13 protein-coding genes are annotated in these 15,233 nt (G+C 73.2%); all 13 read right to left on the bottom strand.

Features of this window, described 5'->3' with window-relative positions:
* Positions 1-38: 38 nt before the first annotated feature.
* On the bottom strand, positions 39-2,060 hold the full coding sequence (locus JNW98_RS26225) for an FAD/NAD(P)-binding protein (protein ID WP_223770771.1): 2,022 nt from the start codon (positions 2,058-2,060) through the stop codon (positions 39-41).
* Positions 2,061-2,218: 158 nt separating this feature from the next.
* Positions 2,219-4,012 carry an MFS transporter gene (locus JNW98_RS26220; protein WP_223770770.1) on the bottom strand — a complete coding sequence of 598 codons (1,794 nt, stop codon included), beginning with the start codon at positions 4,010-4,012 and terminating at the stop codon, positions 2,219-2,221.
* Between the two features lie 98 nt (positions 4,013-4,110).
* Positions 4,111-5,814, bottom strand: a complete 1,704-nt coding sequence (locus JNW98_RS26215) for a class I adenylate-forming enzyme family protein (protein WP_223770769.1) — start codon at positions 5,812-5,814, stop codon at positions 4,111-4,113.
* Positions 5,815-5,989: 175 nt separating this feature from the next.
* Complete coding sequence (locus JNW98_RS26210) at positions 5,990-6,253, bottom strand: phosphopantetheine-binding protein (protein WP_223770768.1); 264 nt, start codon at positions 6,251-6,253, stop codon at positions 5,990-5,992.
* Positions 6,250-7,152, bottom strand: coding sequence for an alpha/beta fold hydrolase (locus tag JNW98_RS26205; RefSeq protein ID WP_223770767.1), 903 nt, complete (start codon positions 7,150-7,152; stop codon positions 6,250-6,252). The genes JNW98_RS26210 and JNW98_RS26205 overlap by 4 nt, the downstream gene beginning before the upstream one ends.
* Positions 7,149-8,276, bottom strand: coding sequence for an SDR family oxidoreductase (locus JNW98_RS26200; protein ID WP_223770766.1), 1,128 nt, complete (start codon positions 8,274-8,276; stop codon positions 7,149-7,151). Before JNW98_RS26200 ends, JNW98_RS26205 begins: the two co-directional genes overlap by 4 nt.
* Positions 8,273-9,145 (bottom strand): class-II aminoacyl-tRNA synthetase family protein, encoded by an 873-nt coding sequence (locus JNW98_RS26195; RefSeq protein ID WP_223770765.1) that lies wholly within the window; start codon positions 9,143-9,145, stop codon positions 8,273-8,275. The genes JNW98_RS26200 and JNW98_RS26195 overlap by 4 nt, the downstream gene beginning before the upstream one ends.
* On the bottom strand, positions 9,142-10,332 hold the full coding sequence (locus tag JNW98_RS26190) for an acyl-CoA dehydrogenase family protein (RefSeq protein ID WP_223770764.1): 1,191 nt from the start codon (positions 10,330-10,332) through the stop codon (positions 9,142-9,144). Before JNW98_RS26190 ends, JNW98_RS26195 begins: the two co-directional genes overlap by 4 nt.
* Positions 10,329-10,634 carry an acyl carrier protein gene (locus JNW98_RS26185; RefSeq protein ID WP_223770763.1) on the bottom strand — a complete coding sequence of 102 codons (306 nt, stop codon included), beginning with the start codon at positions 10,632-10,634 and terminating at the stop codon, positions 10,329-10,331. Before JNW98_RS26185 ends, JNW98_RS26190 begins: the two co-directional genes overlap by 4 nt.
* A gap of 81 nt (positions 10,635-10,715) precedes the next feature.
* On the bottom strand, positions 10,716-11,600 hold the full coding sequence (locus tag JNW98_RS26180; protein WP_223770762.1) for a cysteine peptidase family C39 domain-containing protein: 885 nt from the start codon (positions 11,598-11,600) through the stop codon (positions 10,716-10,718).
* A gap of 190 nt (positions 11,601-11,790) precedes the next feature.
* Positions 11,791-12,579: a class I SAM-dependent methyltransferase gene (locus tag JNW98_RS26175; RefSeq protein ID WP_223770761.1), complete on the bottom strand. Its 789-nt coding sequence runs from the start codon at positions 12,577-12,579 to the stop codon at positions 11,791-11,793.
* Positions 12,580-12,807: 228 nt separating this feature from the next.
* Complete coding sequence (locus JNW98_RS26170) at positions 12,808-14,091, bottom strand: geranylgeranyl reductase family protein (protein WP_223770760.1); 1,284 nt, start codon at positions 14,089-14,091, stop codon at positions 12,808-12,810.
* Positions 14,092-14,387: 296 nt separating this feature from the next.
* Positions 14,388-15,233: serine/threonine kinase C-terminal domain-containing protein (locus JNW98_RS26165; protein ID WP_504755363.1), on the bottom strand; the 846-nt coding region annotated here is incomplete at its 5' end.

The raw sequence follows: 15,233 nt of genomic DNA, 5'->3' as shown, positions 1-15,233 counted from the left end.
GGAACCGGGCCGGTGACCTCCGCCGCGCAACCCACCCGTCAGACGGGTACCCCGGCGAGCGCCGCCGACGCCTCCGGCGCCGCGTGCGCCGGTGTGAGCCCGAGCACGGTGCGGGCGATGGCGTCCGAGTCGGCGAGGGTCACCGAGTCGACGCCGGGGCGGGTGCCGGCGGCCGTGACCCAGTGGACGGCCTCCGTCGGGACGCCGTAGGCGAAGCGGCGCGGGTGCGCGGTGCCGTCGGCGTCGACGACACGGTACGGGCGCTCGGTGACGGCGAGTCCGCCCGTCTCGTACGCGGGACCGTCCGCCACCGGGATCCGGTACGGCGCGCACTGCCCGGTGTCGAGCAGCTGCCGCAGCAGCGGGTCCTCGGTGCGCCGCAGGTCGGGCTCGGGCAGCCGGGCCTCGATCAGCACCCGGGCCCGCACCGGCTCCCCCGGCACCTGCGGCGACGACGCGGTGAACACGCCCGCCGCCGGGTCGAGGCGGACGTCCGTACCGGGCCCGGTCACCTCCAGCAGGCCCGCCTCGACGAGCGCGGCCATCTCCTCGATGCGGGAGGCGGGCGGGCCGATGGAGAGGAACGCGTTGAGCGGCGTGTACCAGCGTTCCAGCTCGTCGCGGTGGGACGCGCCGTCCAGCCCGGCGTGGTCGACGGCCAGCCGGATCTCGTTGCGGAGGTCGCGCAGGACGTCCAGGGCGGCCTTGAGCGGGCCGTCGACGTTCCCCTCGCGCGCCGCGCGCACGTCGGCGTGCAGCCGGTCGAGCAGCCAGCCGCGGAACTCGGCGCGGTCGGCGAAGTCCCGGCCCTTGTGCGGGCCTGCGATCCGCTCCCAGTCCCAGCGGTGGCGCGGGGCGACGCCGAGCGCGTCGAGGAGCTCCTCACGCTCCCCGGTCGCCCCGGCGGCCAGGTAGCGCTCGGTGAACGCCGCGCGCTCCGCGTCCCGGCCGAGGGCGGTCAGCAGGGTGCCGTAGTAGACGCTCTCCACCTCGGCGGCGATCAGCGGCCAGAGGTCGGCGCTGAAGCGGACGGGCTCGCCTCTCCGGGCACGGGCGCGCAGCGCGTCGATGCGCTCCGGCGTGAGCAACCGGGGCAGGTAGCGCCCGGAGACGCCCTTCTGGTTCTCGCCGCGCGCGTGGTACGGCACACCGCGCCGCGAGAACGCGTACAGGCGCGGCTCGCGGCCGGACGGCCGGTAGGCCAGCGTCCCGTCCTCGCCCCGGGCGAACGTGCCGCCGCGCCCGGTGGTGAACAGAGCCATGTAGTCGAAGAAGTTGAGCCCCAGGCCGCGCAGCAGGACGGGGGTGCCGGGCTCGATGCCGTCCAGGTCGGCGTCGGCGGGGTTGGCCGGCGGCAGGTAGGCGAGGCCGTGCAGCCGCGCGAGGTGGGCGGCGCGCGCCTCGGGGACGGTGAGCCGGGCGGGGACGTGCCCCTGGGCGAGGACGACGGCGTCGAGCCCGTCGAGCCGCGTCCCGTCGGCGAGCAGCACGCTCTGCGGCCCGCCCGCGACGCCGAGCGCGTCCGTGAGCGCGACGGCGCGTGTCCGGTGCGAGCGCACGGTGACGTGCGCGGGGGCGCCCGCGAGCACGCGCCGGTAACAGGCGTGCAGATAGCGGCCGTAGAACGCGCGGGTCGGGTACGTGTCGGGACCGAGCGTCCGCGCCTCGCGCAGCACCCACTCGTCCTCGGCGGCGCTTTCACCGGAGGCGGAGGCGGAGGCGGAAGCGGAAGCCGAAGCGGAAGCGGCCACCTCTGACGCCCACTCGTGCAGCGTCGGCCCCGGCTCCACGGGCCCGTCGATCCGCGAACTCCCGTCCGTGAACAGGGTGATCTGCGAGGCGACGGTGTTCATCAGCAGGTGCCGTGACTGGTCCGGGCGCCAGACGGCGCCCGCGCCCGGCAGCGCCGGGTCGACGAGGTGGACGGTCACCGCGCCGTGCGAGGGGGCGGCCCGCTCGTTGGCGCAGAGCCGTTCCAGGACGGAAAGGCCGCGTGGTCCCGCGCCCACCACGCATGTCTCGAAGGTGTCGGTCTGCGCACGAGGCGCTCGGGCTGCCACGAAACGCGCTCCATTCGGTACGCCCGCTCCGGGTCGGTCGGACCCGCGGGGCAAGGGGCTGGTGAGGGGTGTGGGGCGGGACGAGGCTGCTGAAGGGTGCAGGGCGAGGCTGGTGAAGGGTGTGGGGCCGGGGATGATCGCCCCCGGCCCCGGTTCCGTCAGCCGGCCGGCGTGTCCCCCGCGGCAGTGGCGGACGCGGCGGACTCACCGCCCTCGCCGGACGAACCGGCCGAACCGGCCGAACCAGCCGAACCGGCCGAACCAGCCGAACCGGCCGACCCGGCCGACCCGGCCGAACCGCCCTGCCCGGGACCCGCCTCCCCGGCGACCGCCGCCGGCCCGCCGCGCAGCCACACCAGCGCGACGACGGCCGAGAGCAGGCCGACCCCGGACGTCACCCACATGGTGGTCTGCAGGGCGCCGAGGAACGCGTCCGCCGCCTGGTCGAGGATGGACCGGGCCGACCGGACGGCCGGCAGCAGCTCCTTGAGCTCCGCCTGCGACGCCGCGTCCCGGGCGCCCTGGAGCTCCCTCGCCCGCTCGGCCACCTCCCGCAGCGCGCCCGCCGTGCTGCCGAGGGAGTCCCCGGCCTGGTCGCGTACGGAGGCGGGCAGCGGGTCGGTGGCGTCGCCGAGCTTGTGGCGGTACACCGCGCCGAGGACCGCGCCCAGCACGGCGATGCCCAGAGCACTGCCGACGTGCCGCGCGGTGTTGGCGAGCGCGCTGCCGGCGCCCGCCTTCTCCTCCGGCACCAGGGCGACGGTCGCCGCCATCGCCGCGGAGAAGGCCAGGCCGAAGCCGAGTCCGCCGACGAACTGGGCCGCGCCGAACCGCCAGATGGGCGTCGACGCGCCGAGCAGGCCGATCATCCCCAGCCCGACGGACATCAGCACCGCGCCCGCCGCGATGGCGGAGGCGGCGCCGATCCGCTTCACGAGGGCGTCGCTCACGCCCGCGCTGATCATCGAGCCGACGGCGAGCGGCAGCATCAGCAGACCGGAGTCCAACGGGCTGTAGCCGCGCAGGATCTGGAGGTAGAAGACGACGACGAAGCTGGCGCCCATCGCGGTGAAGAAGATGACCGCGAGCGCCCCGGAGCCCGCCGCGAACCGCGGCCTGCGCAGCAGCCCGAGGTCGACGGCCGGGTTGGCGGCCCGCTGTTCCACCTTCGCCAGGACGGCGTAGAGGACGACGCTCGCGACCAGCGGCACCCAGACGACCGCATCCGCGAGGGTGGAGCGTTCGCCGCCCTCGATGATGCCGAACACCAGGGCGCCGGTGGCCGCCGTGGAGAGCAGGACGCCGGGGAGGTCGATCCGGGCGGTGCTGTTGCCGCCGCGGTTCTCCGGCACGCAGAAGACGATCAGGCCGATCGCGACCAGCACGAACGGCACGTTCACCAGCAGGGCGGAGCCCCACCAGAAGTGCTCCAGCAGGGCGCCGCCGATGATCGGCCCGGCGGCGATGCCGACGCCGGCGGCGGCCGACCAGAGGCCGATCGCCTTGGCCCGCTCGTGCCGCGGCACGGCGGTGGTGATCACGGCCATGGTGCAGCCGGGTACCACCGCGGCGCCGACGCCCATCGCGGCGCGCCAGCCGATGAGCTGGCCCGCGCTCCCGGACCACGCGCCGAAGGCGGAGACCACGGCGAAGAACACCAGCCCGGCGACCAGCACCTTGCGCCGCCCGAAGCGGTCGCCGAGCAGTCCGGCGGTGAGCAGCAGGGCCGCGAAGGTGAGCGTGTAGGCGTCCATCGACCACTGGAGCGAGGCGTTGGAAGCCTCCAGGTCCTTCTGGATGGAGGCCAGCGCCACGGTCAGGACGGTGTTGTCCATGACGGCGATGAACATGCACAGCGACATCGTGCCGACGATCAGCCAGCGGCGGGGGTGCCCGGCCTCCGGTGACCCTGGTGCCGTACCGCCGCTCTCGGTCTGGGAAGACGTTGTCATGTTTCCTCTCAGCGGGTCGGCCGGCCGGACGGCACGGCGCGCGGAAGCGCCCTGAGGCGTCCCGTGCGCCGCGCCCTCGCGGCCGGTTGACGTGGCCGCTACGTCCAGGTGCCGTAACCGATGCCGTCGGCGTCCTTGAGCAGCTGCTCGCGGAGCATGACGCGGCGCACCTTCCACGTGGCGGTTCGGGGGAACTCGTCCCACCGGATGTGGATGGGCTCGGCCATCTCCGGCAGGTCCGCGGTGGCCGCGCGCCACTGCGCCTCGGTCACCGGCTGGTCGAACTGGGAGCTGTACACGGGCTGCGGCTTGCCGCCCGCGACGGCCAGGATGATCACCTCGGTGGTCCGGGGCAGCCGGTCCAGCAGCACGTCCTCGATCTCCAGGGCGCTGGCGCCGGGGATCCGGTCGACCTCGCGGTCGATCAGCCGGACGGCGCCGATGCGGTTGATCACCGCCATGTCGCCGAGGTTCCACCAGTTGCCCTCGCGCTTGAGGTCGTGCCGCTCCTGCTCGCCGACGTAGGTGAGGCAGCGGCCCGGCGCGGAGAACTGGATCAGGCCGACCTCGCCGCGGCGCACCGGGATGCCGGTGTCCGGGTCGACGGCGCGCACCTTGCCGAAGCCGGGGACGGGCCAGCCGAGGACCTGGGTGGGCGGCGGCCGGTGGCCACGCCGCTTGACCGAACCGCGCACGTACGGGCGGATGGCCACCGCGCCGGCCTCGGTCTGGCTCCAGGACTGCACCCAGACCGGCAGCTTCCGCCCGGTCGCGGCGAGGAAGGTGCGCACGGTGCGGGTGTGGATGGCGTCGAAGGAGTTGACGAACACCCGCACGTTCTGGAACGGCTTCGCCGGGTCCTGGGCCAGCTCCTCCCAGGCGAGGAAGGCGTTGGGCAGCGTCTCGACGAGCGTCGGCTTGTGCTCGACGAGCAGCTCGCGGACGACCGGCGACAGCGGGTCGGACATCATGACGAGCTTCGGCGCGACGGTCGCCAGCGGCAGCAGTCCGGTGATGATGCGCTGGTGCGAGTACGGCTCGCAGAACGCGACGGTGTCGTCGTCCCGCAGCCGGAAGAACGGCCACCGCTCGGCCTCGACCAGGCCCAGCGAGTACAGCGACTCGGCCGAGTGCAGCACGAGCTTGGGGACGCCGGTGGTGCCCGAGGTGTGGGTGATGACCATCGGCTCCTCCCAGGCGCGGAGCCGCGGCTCGACGACGGCACCGCCGCGCAGCCCGTCGAAGGAGACGACGTCGGGACGGTCCTCGGGGGCGTCGTCGACGACGGCCGTCTTCTCGGTGAGCTCGGCGACGGTCTCCTTGTCGAGACCCATCCGCTCCAGCGCCTGCCGGTCCGTGACCAGGAACGGCTTCTCCAGCCGGCCGAGCATCACCGCGAGGGTGCGCGCGTCGTGGTGGTCCGTGATCAGCGCGGGCACGGCGCCGATGCGGGCCGCGGCGGAGGCGAGCAGGGCGACGTCGAGGTGGTTGCGCTTCACGACGGCGACGCGGTCCCACTCCCGTACGCCCAGCGCGTGCAGCCGCGACGCGAGGTCGTCGACGAGCGCGGCCCACTGCAGGTAGCTGCGCTCCAGCGGGCCCTCGCGGTCGACGTCGGGGGCGCGGTCGACGATGACCGGGTTGCGGGGGTGGCGCTGGGCGGCGAGGTGCCAGACCTCGCCGATGCGGCCGGTGATGGGGACTCGGGAGAAGGGGGTGAGGCGTTTGCGGTAGCGGGTGGGGGCGTATTCGGTGAGGAACTTGGGGCGTATGCGCGCGGTTTGCGAGGTCTCTGTGGTCATGGGTCCACCTGTGTCCGTGAGTGAACGTTGCTGTGGGGGGCGAGGCCCCGCCCCCGGACGGGCTGGCTATCCAGCCCGTCCGGCGTTTGAGAACGAGCGGCGAAGCCGCGACAAGGGGGGCCTGGGGCACAGCCCCAGGAAGCGGCGAAGGGGCGGGACTGGGGAAAAACCCGGCTCAGCCGGCGCGCACCGCCGCCCCCTCCGCGATGTACCGAGCCATCCCCTCCAGCGACCCGATCACCGACTCCTCCACGTCGTCGTCCCAGATCAGGTCGAACTCGTCCTCGACCGCGACCAGGAACTCCATCAGCCGCACCGAGGTCAGCCCGAGGGCCCGGAGCGAGTCCGGACCCGTCTCGGTGACCGGCCGGCCGTCCAGTTCGACGGCGGCGACGCGCTCCAGCAGGGCGACCAGCCGCCGCAGGATGTCGTCCGTCATACGAGCACTCCAGCCGCCCGCGGCACGAACGTCTCCGGGAATCCGCCGCCCTCGACGGACGCCACGAAGCGGGCGATCGCGTCCTGGAACTCCGCCGGCCGCTCGAAGTACGGCAGGTGCCCGCACTCCTCGATGATCTCGACGGCGGCGCTCTGGAGCAGCCCCGCGACGTTCCGCAGCGTGGACTCCGTCGTCGAGAAGTCGTCGTCGCCGCTGAGCAGCAGCGTCGGCGCGGGGATCCGCTCCAGCAGCTCCGCCTTGTCGTCGGCCTCCAGCGCCTCGCGCAGGTTGGCGGCGAGCTGGGCGGTGGAGTTCATGGCGAGGAAGCGCTCGCGGAGGGCCAGGTAGGCGCCGGAGCCGCCCTCGGCGATGGCCTTCTCGCCGAAGACCAGCGGGTAGATGAGGTCGAACAGGGCCCGCGGCCCGCCCGTCTCCAGCGCGTTCAGCCAGGACTTGGCGATTCGGCGGCGGCGCGACGAGCCCTTCGGGCTGAGCGGCGGGCCGACGAGGATCAGGCCGGCCACCCGGTCGGGGTGCGCGACGGCGAAGTCACGGCAGATGAGGGTGGAGATGGAGGTGCCGACGAGGTACGTCTTCTCGATCCCCAGCCCGTCCAGCAGCGACCGCAGGTCGTCGGCGTGCCGGGCGAAGTCGGCCGGCTTGCTCTCCGAGGCGCCCTGGTTGCGCAGGTCGTAGGTGAGCAGCCGGTGGTTGTCGACGAGGCCGCCGGTGAAGTTCCGCCAGGCCGTGCTGACCACGTAGATGGTGGAGACGAAGGTGACCACCGGGCCGCTCTCGCCGCGCACCTCGTAGTACAGCTTGCAGCCGTCCTCCGTCTCGTGGAGGTCCTGCTTGCCGTCGTAGGCGAGGTCCCAGGACTCGATGCCTTCGCGCTTCACGCGTTCGTCCCCTTCTTGTTCTTGGCGCGGTGGTGCTCCAGGTACCAGCTGATGTACTCGGCGAGGTGCTCCTGCGGCAGCGGGTGACTCAGGACGCCCTCGCCCAGCAGCTTCTCGACGCTCGCGACGTCGAAGTCCTTGGTGCCGTTGACGTACGAGCGGTAGAACTCGACGCGCTCGTCGACCCGTTCGTCGATGAGCGTGAACTCGTCGGTGGTGTCGACGTAGACCGGGTGCTTGATGGCGAGCTGGTCGCAGAGCTCCGCGAGGGTCGTCCCCACGGCCGGCTGCTCGGTGTTGGCCAGGTGGTAGACGTCCGTCGGGCCGTCCTCCAGGGCCACGCCGACGGCCGCCGAGACGACGAGGTCGACGGGGATGAAGTTGACCAGCGCATCCTCGGTGGCGCGGAGCCGCAGCGGGCGGAAGACCAGCATGTCGCCGAGGGTGGCGCGGACCTCGGAGCGGGCCTTCTGGAGACCCTTCACGAAGCCGTAGAGGCCGGTGAAGCTGGTCGCCGCGAAGGTGCGGCTGTGGCCGATGACGATGCTGGGACGGAAGATGCGGGTGCGCTCGAAGCCGGCCGCGTACACCGCCCGCTCGGCCTGGATCTTGCTGTGCTCGTAGGCGTTGTTGCTGACCACGCCGTCGCCGACCCGCTCGGCCGGGATGAAGCCGGTGCGGTCGCCGGCCACGTAGGCCGTCGAGACGTAGTTGAACGTCGGGGCCTTCAGGGCCCGGGCCAGCTCCAGGACGTGCTGGGTGCCGCCGAGGTTGTCGCGGAGGATCTCCTCGCGGCGGTGCTCCTCGTAGGCGAGCGAGGCGGCGACGTGCCAGACCTGCTCGACCTCGGGCAGCGCGGCAGCGTCGACGCCGCACGCCTCGGCGGTCAGGTCGCCCTCCACGGGGTGGCAGCGGGTGGCGATGGCCTCGTCGAGGTCCGTGATGCCGTACGAGGCGGCGGCCGTGGTCAGCGCGGCGCGCAGCCGCTCCTCGGCGGAGAGGTCCTTGCGCGGCCGGACGACGCAGTGGATCTCGGCGTCGGTCCGGGCGAGGAGTTCGAGGACGAGGGCGCCGCCGACGAAACCGGTGGCGCCGGTGACCAGGTGGTGGGGGACGTGCGTCATGCCGGGCTCCCGGGGGTGGGCAGGGCCGCGGCGAGCGCGGGCCAGTCGTTGAGGTCGTCACCGTGGGCGTTGATCAGCGCGAGCGCGATGCGCTCCAGGCCGAAGGCGGCGCAGGCGCTGTGGGCGGTCTCGCCGCCGGGCAGCCGGACGGCGAACCGGGCGCCCAGGTGGTCCTTGTGGCAGTTGGCGGAGGCGATGGCCGTGCCGGGGTCCTCGGGGGACACCTTGGCCACGAACTCGAACTTGAGGTCCTGCTCCAGCTGGCTGGCGCGCATGAAGCGGCCGCCGGGGCCGAAGAACGGGTCGGTGGCCGAGACGATGTCGACGGCCACGCCGAGCTCGGCGAAGAGCTTCTGCCCCCGCTCGATCCAGCCGTCCCGCCAGGCGGTCACGGGCTCGTCCGCGCCGACGGTGACGAACTCGCGCATCCGGAAGGTGCGGAACCGGCCGAGCTCGCTGGTGGCCTCGTGCCGGTAGCAGTAGCCGGCCACGTCGAAGTGGGCCTGCTCCTCGACCGTGCCGTCCGCGAGCCCGGTGTAGACCGGGTAGCAGGCGGCGGGCGCCAGGACGACGCCGTCGGCGTCACCCTCCGGGGCGTTCGCCGAGGCCATGGCGTTCACCGAGCCCAGCAGGTGCGGGAACGACTCGGCGTACTCGGCGCGGTCGATCAGGGAGCGGGAGAGCACGGGCGGGTGCCAGACCGGCCCCTCGGTGCCGCCCAGGGCGGTCAGCCGGGTCTGGAGGCCGGCGATCACCGCCTCGAACTTCGGTGTGAAGCGGTGGGTCCCCACCGCGCCGGCGGGCAGCGCCCAGCCGCCGGCCGTCAGGTCGTCGGCGGCGCGGGCCGCCGTGGTGTCATTGCCGGTCATTCCTGTATCAGGTCCCCCGTGAGAAGCAGCAGTTCCGAATTGGCCAGCTCAAGGCGGCCGTTGGCGATCATCAGGCGGGCGGAGTAGAGGTCCCGCAGGTGCCGGGCGACGGAGTACGGGCCGGACTCGCTGTAGCCCGCCATCCCGCAGATCTCCAGCGCCTGCTCGACCACCCGCACCGCGTCCACCGACACGCCGGTCTTCAGCGCGTTGGCCCGGACGGTCATGGCGGTGGTGTCCGCGTCCTGGGCGGCGTCCCACACGGCGTAGTCGTCGGCGAACCGCGCCACCGTGTCCTGGAGCACCCGCAGGTCGGCGTAGGCCCGGCCGAGGCGCGGGTCGTCCTGTGTGCGCCCGGCCTTCAGCTGGGCGCGCATCCGGATCTTCGAGTACGCCACCGCGCGGCGCACCGCGTCCGCGGCGACGCCCGTCCAGACGCCCGACCACAGCAGGTGCGAGAGCGGCACCATGCAGCGGGTGGCGGTCTCCCCGAACGGCTCGGGCACCACCATGCCGGCGGGCACGGTCGCGCTCATCGTGAACGGCGGGCTGCACGTGCCGCGCATGCCCAGCGGGTTCCAGTCGCCGGTCCGCTCCAGCTCGGCGTGCTCGGCCATGACGAGCACCGCGACCTGGTCGGTCGGGGCCGCGTCGGGGCCGGAGCGGGCGGTGACGAGGAAGCCGTCGGCGTGCTCGCCGTACGAGACGGTGGTGGCCTTCTTCGTCAGCCGGACCGTGCCGTCGTCGGCCGGCTGCACGGCGGCGACGCTGCGCCGCATGTCGCCGCCCACGCCCACCTCGGAGGTGATCGAGGCGATCAGCAGCTGCCGCTCGGCGATGTCCGCCAGGGCCGTCGCGATCTCGGGCGAGGACGCGGCGCCGCGGGCCAGGCAGGCCACCTGGAGCTGGTGCATCGCCCAGATCATGGCGGTGGCGGCGCAGCCGCCGGCCAGCCGGGCGCCGATCCGGGTCAGGGTGCGCGGGTCGAGGCCGTGGCCGCCGTACTCCTTGGGGACGGCGGCGGACAGCAGGCCGTGCTCGCGGAGCGCGGCGACGCCGACGGCGGGGAAGACCGCGTCGCGGTCGGTGGCGGCGGCGTGCTCGGCCGCCGCCTTCGCCACCTGGACGGCCGCGTCGAGCGCCTGACGCTCCGTCAGGACGGTGCGCTCGACGGAAGCGGCGGTCATCGGCCGGCCCCCACGGCCTGGTCGCGGCCGCCGGCCTGGTCGCGGTCGCCGGTCAACTCGGCGAGGACGCCGGTGAGGTGGGCGATGGACGAGAAAAGGGCGCGGCCGATGCGCTCCTCGGGGATCTCGACCGAGAGCCGCTCCTCCAGGGCGAGCATCACCCGCACCGAGGCCAGCGACGTGAGGCCGGCGGCGTAGAGGTCGCCGTCGGCAGGCAGGTCGTGCGCGGCGGCGCCGAGGTCGGAGTGCTGGGCGAGCGCCTCACGGACGGCGTGCTCGCAGGGTGTTGCGCTTTCGGGCACGGGAAGTACTCCTAGCCTTACAGAGAGTGCTGATGCGCGAGTGCGCGAAGCAAAAGGTGGGAGAGTGGGAAAGGCGCGGCGCTACGCGGCCATGGCGGCGACGGCTTCGTCGGCGTGGGCCGCCAGCCGCTGCTCGCGGCCCTGGAGGTCGCGCAGCATGCGGACCAGGCGCCGCCGGCCCTCCGGCGATCCGCCGGACTCGCGGGACAGCGTGTGCACCAGGTACCAGCGCCGGGTGAGGGACGCGGCCTCGGCGGCCACAGGCACCAACTCCGGCACGTCGAGCGCCACATGATGGAAGAGCTTGCTCAGGAAGTGCCGCTCGGCGGCGGCGCCGCTCACGTCGAGGGTGCCTGCCTCCGCCGTGTCACACGCCTCGATGTAGGCCGCGAGGGCGGCGGTGTCCTGCTCGTGGTGCGCCTGCCGGTCCTCGCTCACGGCCCGCACCAGCTCCTGCGCGGTCGGCTTGCGGGTGGGGCCGCCGGACAGCAGGAAGGTGCGGAACCCGTCGGCCGCGTCGGCCGAGCGCAGCGTCCGCCAGCGCTCCTCGGGGTACCGGACGGGCTCCGGGCGGTTCATGGGGTCGACGAGGGTGACCCCGTCCGCGTCCCGGCCGGTGAGCAGGACGCAGTGGGCGAGGTGCTCGACGCCCTCGTACTCCGAGGGGAGCCAGTAGGCGTCGACGGCCGCGGCGAGCGGACTTCCCGCGGTCAACTCGGCGCCTTCCAGCGCGCGAAGCTCCTCGTAGGAGCCGAACCGTCGTTCCTGCAACGGCAGTCCGTAGAGGCGGGCGGCCGCCGCCACCCAGCGGTCGCTGCCCCGCAGGACGGTTCCGCCGTCCCAGCCGAAGCCCCAGGTGGTGACGAGGACGTCCTCGGCGTCGGGCAGTCCGTACCAGGCGGCGAGGTTCGCCACGCACTGCTGGTAGCAGGTGCCGTACGGCGTGCTGCCGGTATGGACGGGCATGAGGTCTATGTCGGTGTGCGGCACTGTGCTGTCTCCCCCGTTCCGCCCGGTCCACCCCGGGCGGCAGTGCACCGGCGGCGGTCCGCCGGCTCTGGTCGATGTGGAGCACGTTCCGTTGGTCGGTGGGCCGTGACGCGACGCGGCACGGCGGGCCGGTGAACCGGCGATCCGGTGGCCCGTGGCCCGATGGTCAGTCGGGCACCGCGAGGAGCTGCAGCCAGCTCTGGGTGTAATGCAACCTGCCGTCGAGAGTGACGGGACGCATTCCGGACACCGGACCGCCGGCCAATTCCGCGGCCAATTCGCTTTCGATGCGCTCGGCGATCTCCGCCGGCGTGCGCGCCTGTTCCAGCCACGGCGCCAACGGCCGCCGCACGTCGATGACTTCCGACGCGGTGACGTCGGCGCCGGCGTCGGTGAACAGCTCGGTGATCCGGTCGACCGTGAGCATGGCGCCGTGCGAGGGGTCGCGCAGCCGCTCGATCCGGTCGGGGTCGCCGCCCAGCTCGGGGCGGCGGACCATGTCGGCGACGAGGATGCGCCCGCCGGGCCGGCAGACCCGTACCAGCTCGCGGACGACGGCCTCCGGGGAGGCCACGTGGTGGAGCGAGAAACGGGTGACGACCAGGGAGAACGAGGCGTCCAGGAAGGGCAGCCGGGCGGCGTCGCCCTGCTGGTAGACGATCTGGGACAGCCCCTCGGCGTCGGCCTCGCGCTTGCCCGTGGCAAGCATCTCGGGCGTCGCGTCCAGCGCCGTGACGTGCCGGACGTGGCCGGCGAGGGCCCGGGACACGAGCCCCGTGCCGCAGGCGACCTCCAGACAGACGTCCTCGGGCCGGGGGGCGGCGAACTCGACCAGTTCCCGCAACCGCATGGTGAACGCGGTGTTCAGCCGCGCGTCCTCGAACGTACTCGCCTGGCGCGCGAACTCCTGCTGGTTACGCGCTAACTGGTCCTCGCCACCGCTCCGGAGCGACATGGAGTCGAGCCTTTCCCTGTACGGAGAGCCACAACACTTTCACCGAGCACGTATGACCCTACTCGTCCGTAGCTCTCAATTGTCAATACCTGTTGGGAAATAGCTGTATCGAACGGGTTAATACCAAAGGAACGCGGCGTCACGGACCCTGACACGTAAAGAATCAGCGGTCCGGAACGCCGCGCTCCGGAAAGGCGGTTCGGCTGGTCGGGCCCCGAAGAGCCCTGCTCAGGCCTTGGGTGCGATCCTGCTCAGGCCGTTGATGACCCGGTCCATGGCGTCGCCGTGGGTCGGATCCGTCAGGTTGGCAAGGAGCTTGAGTGTGAACTTCATCAACATCGGGTGGGTCAGGCCGCGTTCGGTGGCCAGCTTCATGATCTTAGGGTTGCCGATGAGTTTCACGAAGGCGCGCCCGAGCGTGTAGTAACCGCCGTATGTGTCCTTGAGCACCTTCGGGTAGCGCCGCAGGGCGAGTTCGCGCTGTGCGGGGGTGGCCCGGCCGAGCGCCTGGACGATGACCTCGGCGGCGATTTGGCCGGATTCCATCGCATAGGCGATGCCTTCGCCGTTGAACGGGTTCACCAGCCCGCCCGCGTCTCCCACCAGCAACAGGCCGCGCGTGTAGTGCGGTTGCCGGTTGAACGCCATCGGGAGGGCGGCGCCGCGGATCGGGCCCGTCATGTTCTCCGGGGTGTAGCCCCACTCCTCCGGCATGGAGGCGCACCAGGCCTTCAGCACCTCGCGCCAGTCCAGCTCCTTGAAGGACGAGGAGGTGTTGAGGACGCCGAGGCCGACGTTGCTGGTGCCGTCGCCCATGCCGAAGATCCAGCCGTAGCCGGGCAGCAGCCGGTCCTCGGCGCCGCGCCGGTCCCACAGCTCCAGCCACGACTCCAGGTAGTCGTCGTCGTGGCGCGGGGAGGTGAAGTACGTGCGGACGGCGACGCCCATCGGCCGGTCGTCGCGGCGGTGCAGGCCGAGGGCGACGGACAGGCGCGTCGAGTTGCCGTCGGCGGCGACGACGAGCGGGGCGTGGAAGGTGACCGGCGCCTTCTCCTCGCCGAGCTTGGCCTCCACGCCGGTGACCCGGCCGGTGCGCGGGTCGAGGATCGGCGCGCCGACGTTGCAGCGCTCGTACAGCCGGGCACCGGCCTTGACCGCCTGCCGGGCCAGCTGCTCGTCGAAGTCGTCGCGCTTGCGGACCAGCCCGTAGTCGGGGAACGAGGCGAGATCCGGCCAGTCGAGCTGGAGCCGGTTGCCGCCCGCGATGATCCGCAGGCCCTTGTTGCGCAGCCAGCCGGCCTCTTCGGAGATGTCGATGCCCATGGCGATGAGCTGCTTGGTGGCGCGCGGGGTGAGGCCGTCGCCGCAGACCTTCTCGCGCGGGAAGGCCGTCTTCTCCAGGAGGAGGACGTCGAGGCCGGTCCTGGCCAGGTGGTACGCGGTGGCGGAGCCGGCGGGGCCGGCCCCGACCACGATCACATCGGCGCTGTGTTCGGCAGGGGCGTCGGTCACGTCGGCTCTCCCGTTCGGGGTGCGTGGAGGGGACTGCTCGGTCTCCGACGAGTCTAGGAGCCGGACGCGGCCGGGTGGCCGGTGGGCCGGGCCCGGAGCGGGGGCAGGTGTGGGGCGGGTGTGGGGGCGCGGCGGTCCCGGACGCGCGCCGGGGCGTGGGGACGGCCGTCGTCCCCACGCCCCGGGATGTCCCCTACGGGGTCCGGTCGGTCCTCTTCGGTCCTCTTCGGTCCTCTTCGGTCCTCTTCGGTCCTCTTCGGTCCTCTTCGGTCCTCGCCGGTTCGGTCCCTGCCGGTTCAGTCCTTGCCGGCCGTCCAGTGCTCCAGCGCGGTGTCGAACGTCCGGTGCCAGTCGTCCGGGTCGCCCATGCCGTCACGGCCCTGGTAGAGGATGGCGTACTCGGTCCCGGCGGCGTCCACGTACGCCTGGTTGACGGCGTGCATGGTGCGGCCGTGGTCGTTCCACGTCCACTCCCACAGGGCGCCGGGGCGGCCCTTGAAGGTGTTGCGGGTCAGCTGGAGCCGCCGGTAACCGTCCTCCTTGGCCACCGTCCGCTCCAGCTCGCCGAAGTGGTCGTACGCCGACTGGTCCGCCTTCTTCACGATGCCGACGCGCAGGTGCTCGGGCCCGGTGGGGCCGTGCCAGTCGATCTGGCCGCTGCCCTTGTCCTCGCGGCGCCAGCCCTCGGGGACGGCGAACGAGAAGCCCTCGGAGGCGGTGGCCAGTTCGTAGTACTTCGGCGCGGGACGGCTCGGGTCCGTCACGTGCTCGTGCGCGCCGGGGGCGGCGGTCCGGATCCCGGCGGGAACGTCGGTGCTGCCGGGGCCGGCGGACGGCGTGTCCGCGCCGGCGGTCGGGGTGTCGCCGGCGGTGGGGCCGGCGGACGGGGAGTCCGACGGCGCGGGGGACGCGGAGGCGGCGGCGCCCGACGCGACGGGTGCCGGGGCCGGGGCGTCCGGGCGGCGGTCGTGGCTGGTGGACTGCCGCGTGGCGCGGTCGTCCTTCCCGCCGTCCTTGCCGCCGTCCTTGTGCACGAGCAGCACGCCTGCGGCGGCCACCCCGCCGACGACGAACGCGGCCGCGCCGACGGCGGTCCAGCGCAGGGCCCGGCCGCGGGCGGGTGCCGTGGGCGCGGTCAGGGC

The organism is Streptomyces huiliensis, assembly GCF_020037025.1.
GTDB classification, from domain to species: Bacteria; Actinomycetota; Actinomycetes; order Streptomycetales; family Streptomycetaceae; genus Streptomyces; species Streptomyces huiliensis.
The sequence above is the reverse complement of the archived record's forward strand: the minus strand, read 5'-3'. Positions and strand labels throughout refer to the sequence as shown.

Bases quoted from the DNA above. Each gene is read 5' to 3' on its own strand.
- JNW98_RS26220 (WP_223770770.1), bottom strand. From the start codon at position 4,012: ATGACAACGTCTTCCCAGACCGAGAGCGGCGGTACGGCACCAGGGTCA.
- JNW98_RS26215 (WP_223770769.1), bottom strand. From the start codon at position 5,814: ATGACCACAGAGACCTCGCAAACCGCGCGCATACGCCCCAAGTTCCTC.
- JNW98_RS26210 (WP_223770768.1), bottom strand. From the start codon at position 6,253: ATGACGGACGACATCCTGCGGCGGCTGGTCGCCCTGCTGGAGCGCGTC.
- JNW98_RS26200 (WP_223770766.1), bottom strand. From the start codon at position 8,276: ATGACGCACGTCCCCCACCACCTGGTCACCGGCGCCACCGGTTTCGTC.
- JNW98_RS26195 (WP_223770765.1), bottom strand. From the start codon at position 9,145: ATGACCGGCAATGACACCACGGCGGCCCGCGCCGCCGACGACCTGACG.
- JNW98_RS26190 (WP_223770764.1), bottom strand. From the start codon at position 10,332: ATGACCGCCGCTTCCGTCGAGCGCACCGTCCTGACGGAGCGTCAGGCG.
- JNW98_RS26180 (WP_223770762.1), bottom strand. From the start codon at position 11,600: ATGCCCGTCCATACCGGCAGCACGCCGTACGGCACCTGCTACCAGCAG.
- JNW98_RS26175 (WP_223770761.1), bottom strand. From the start codon at position 12,579: ATGTCGCTCCGGAGCGGTGGCGAGGACCAGTTAGCGCGTAACCAGCAG.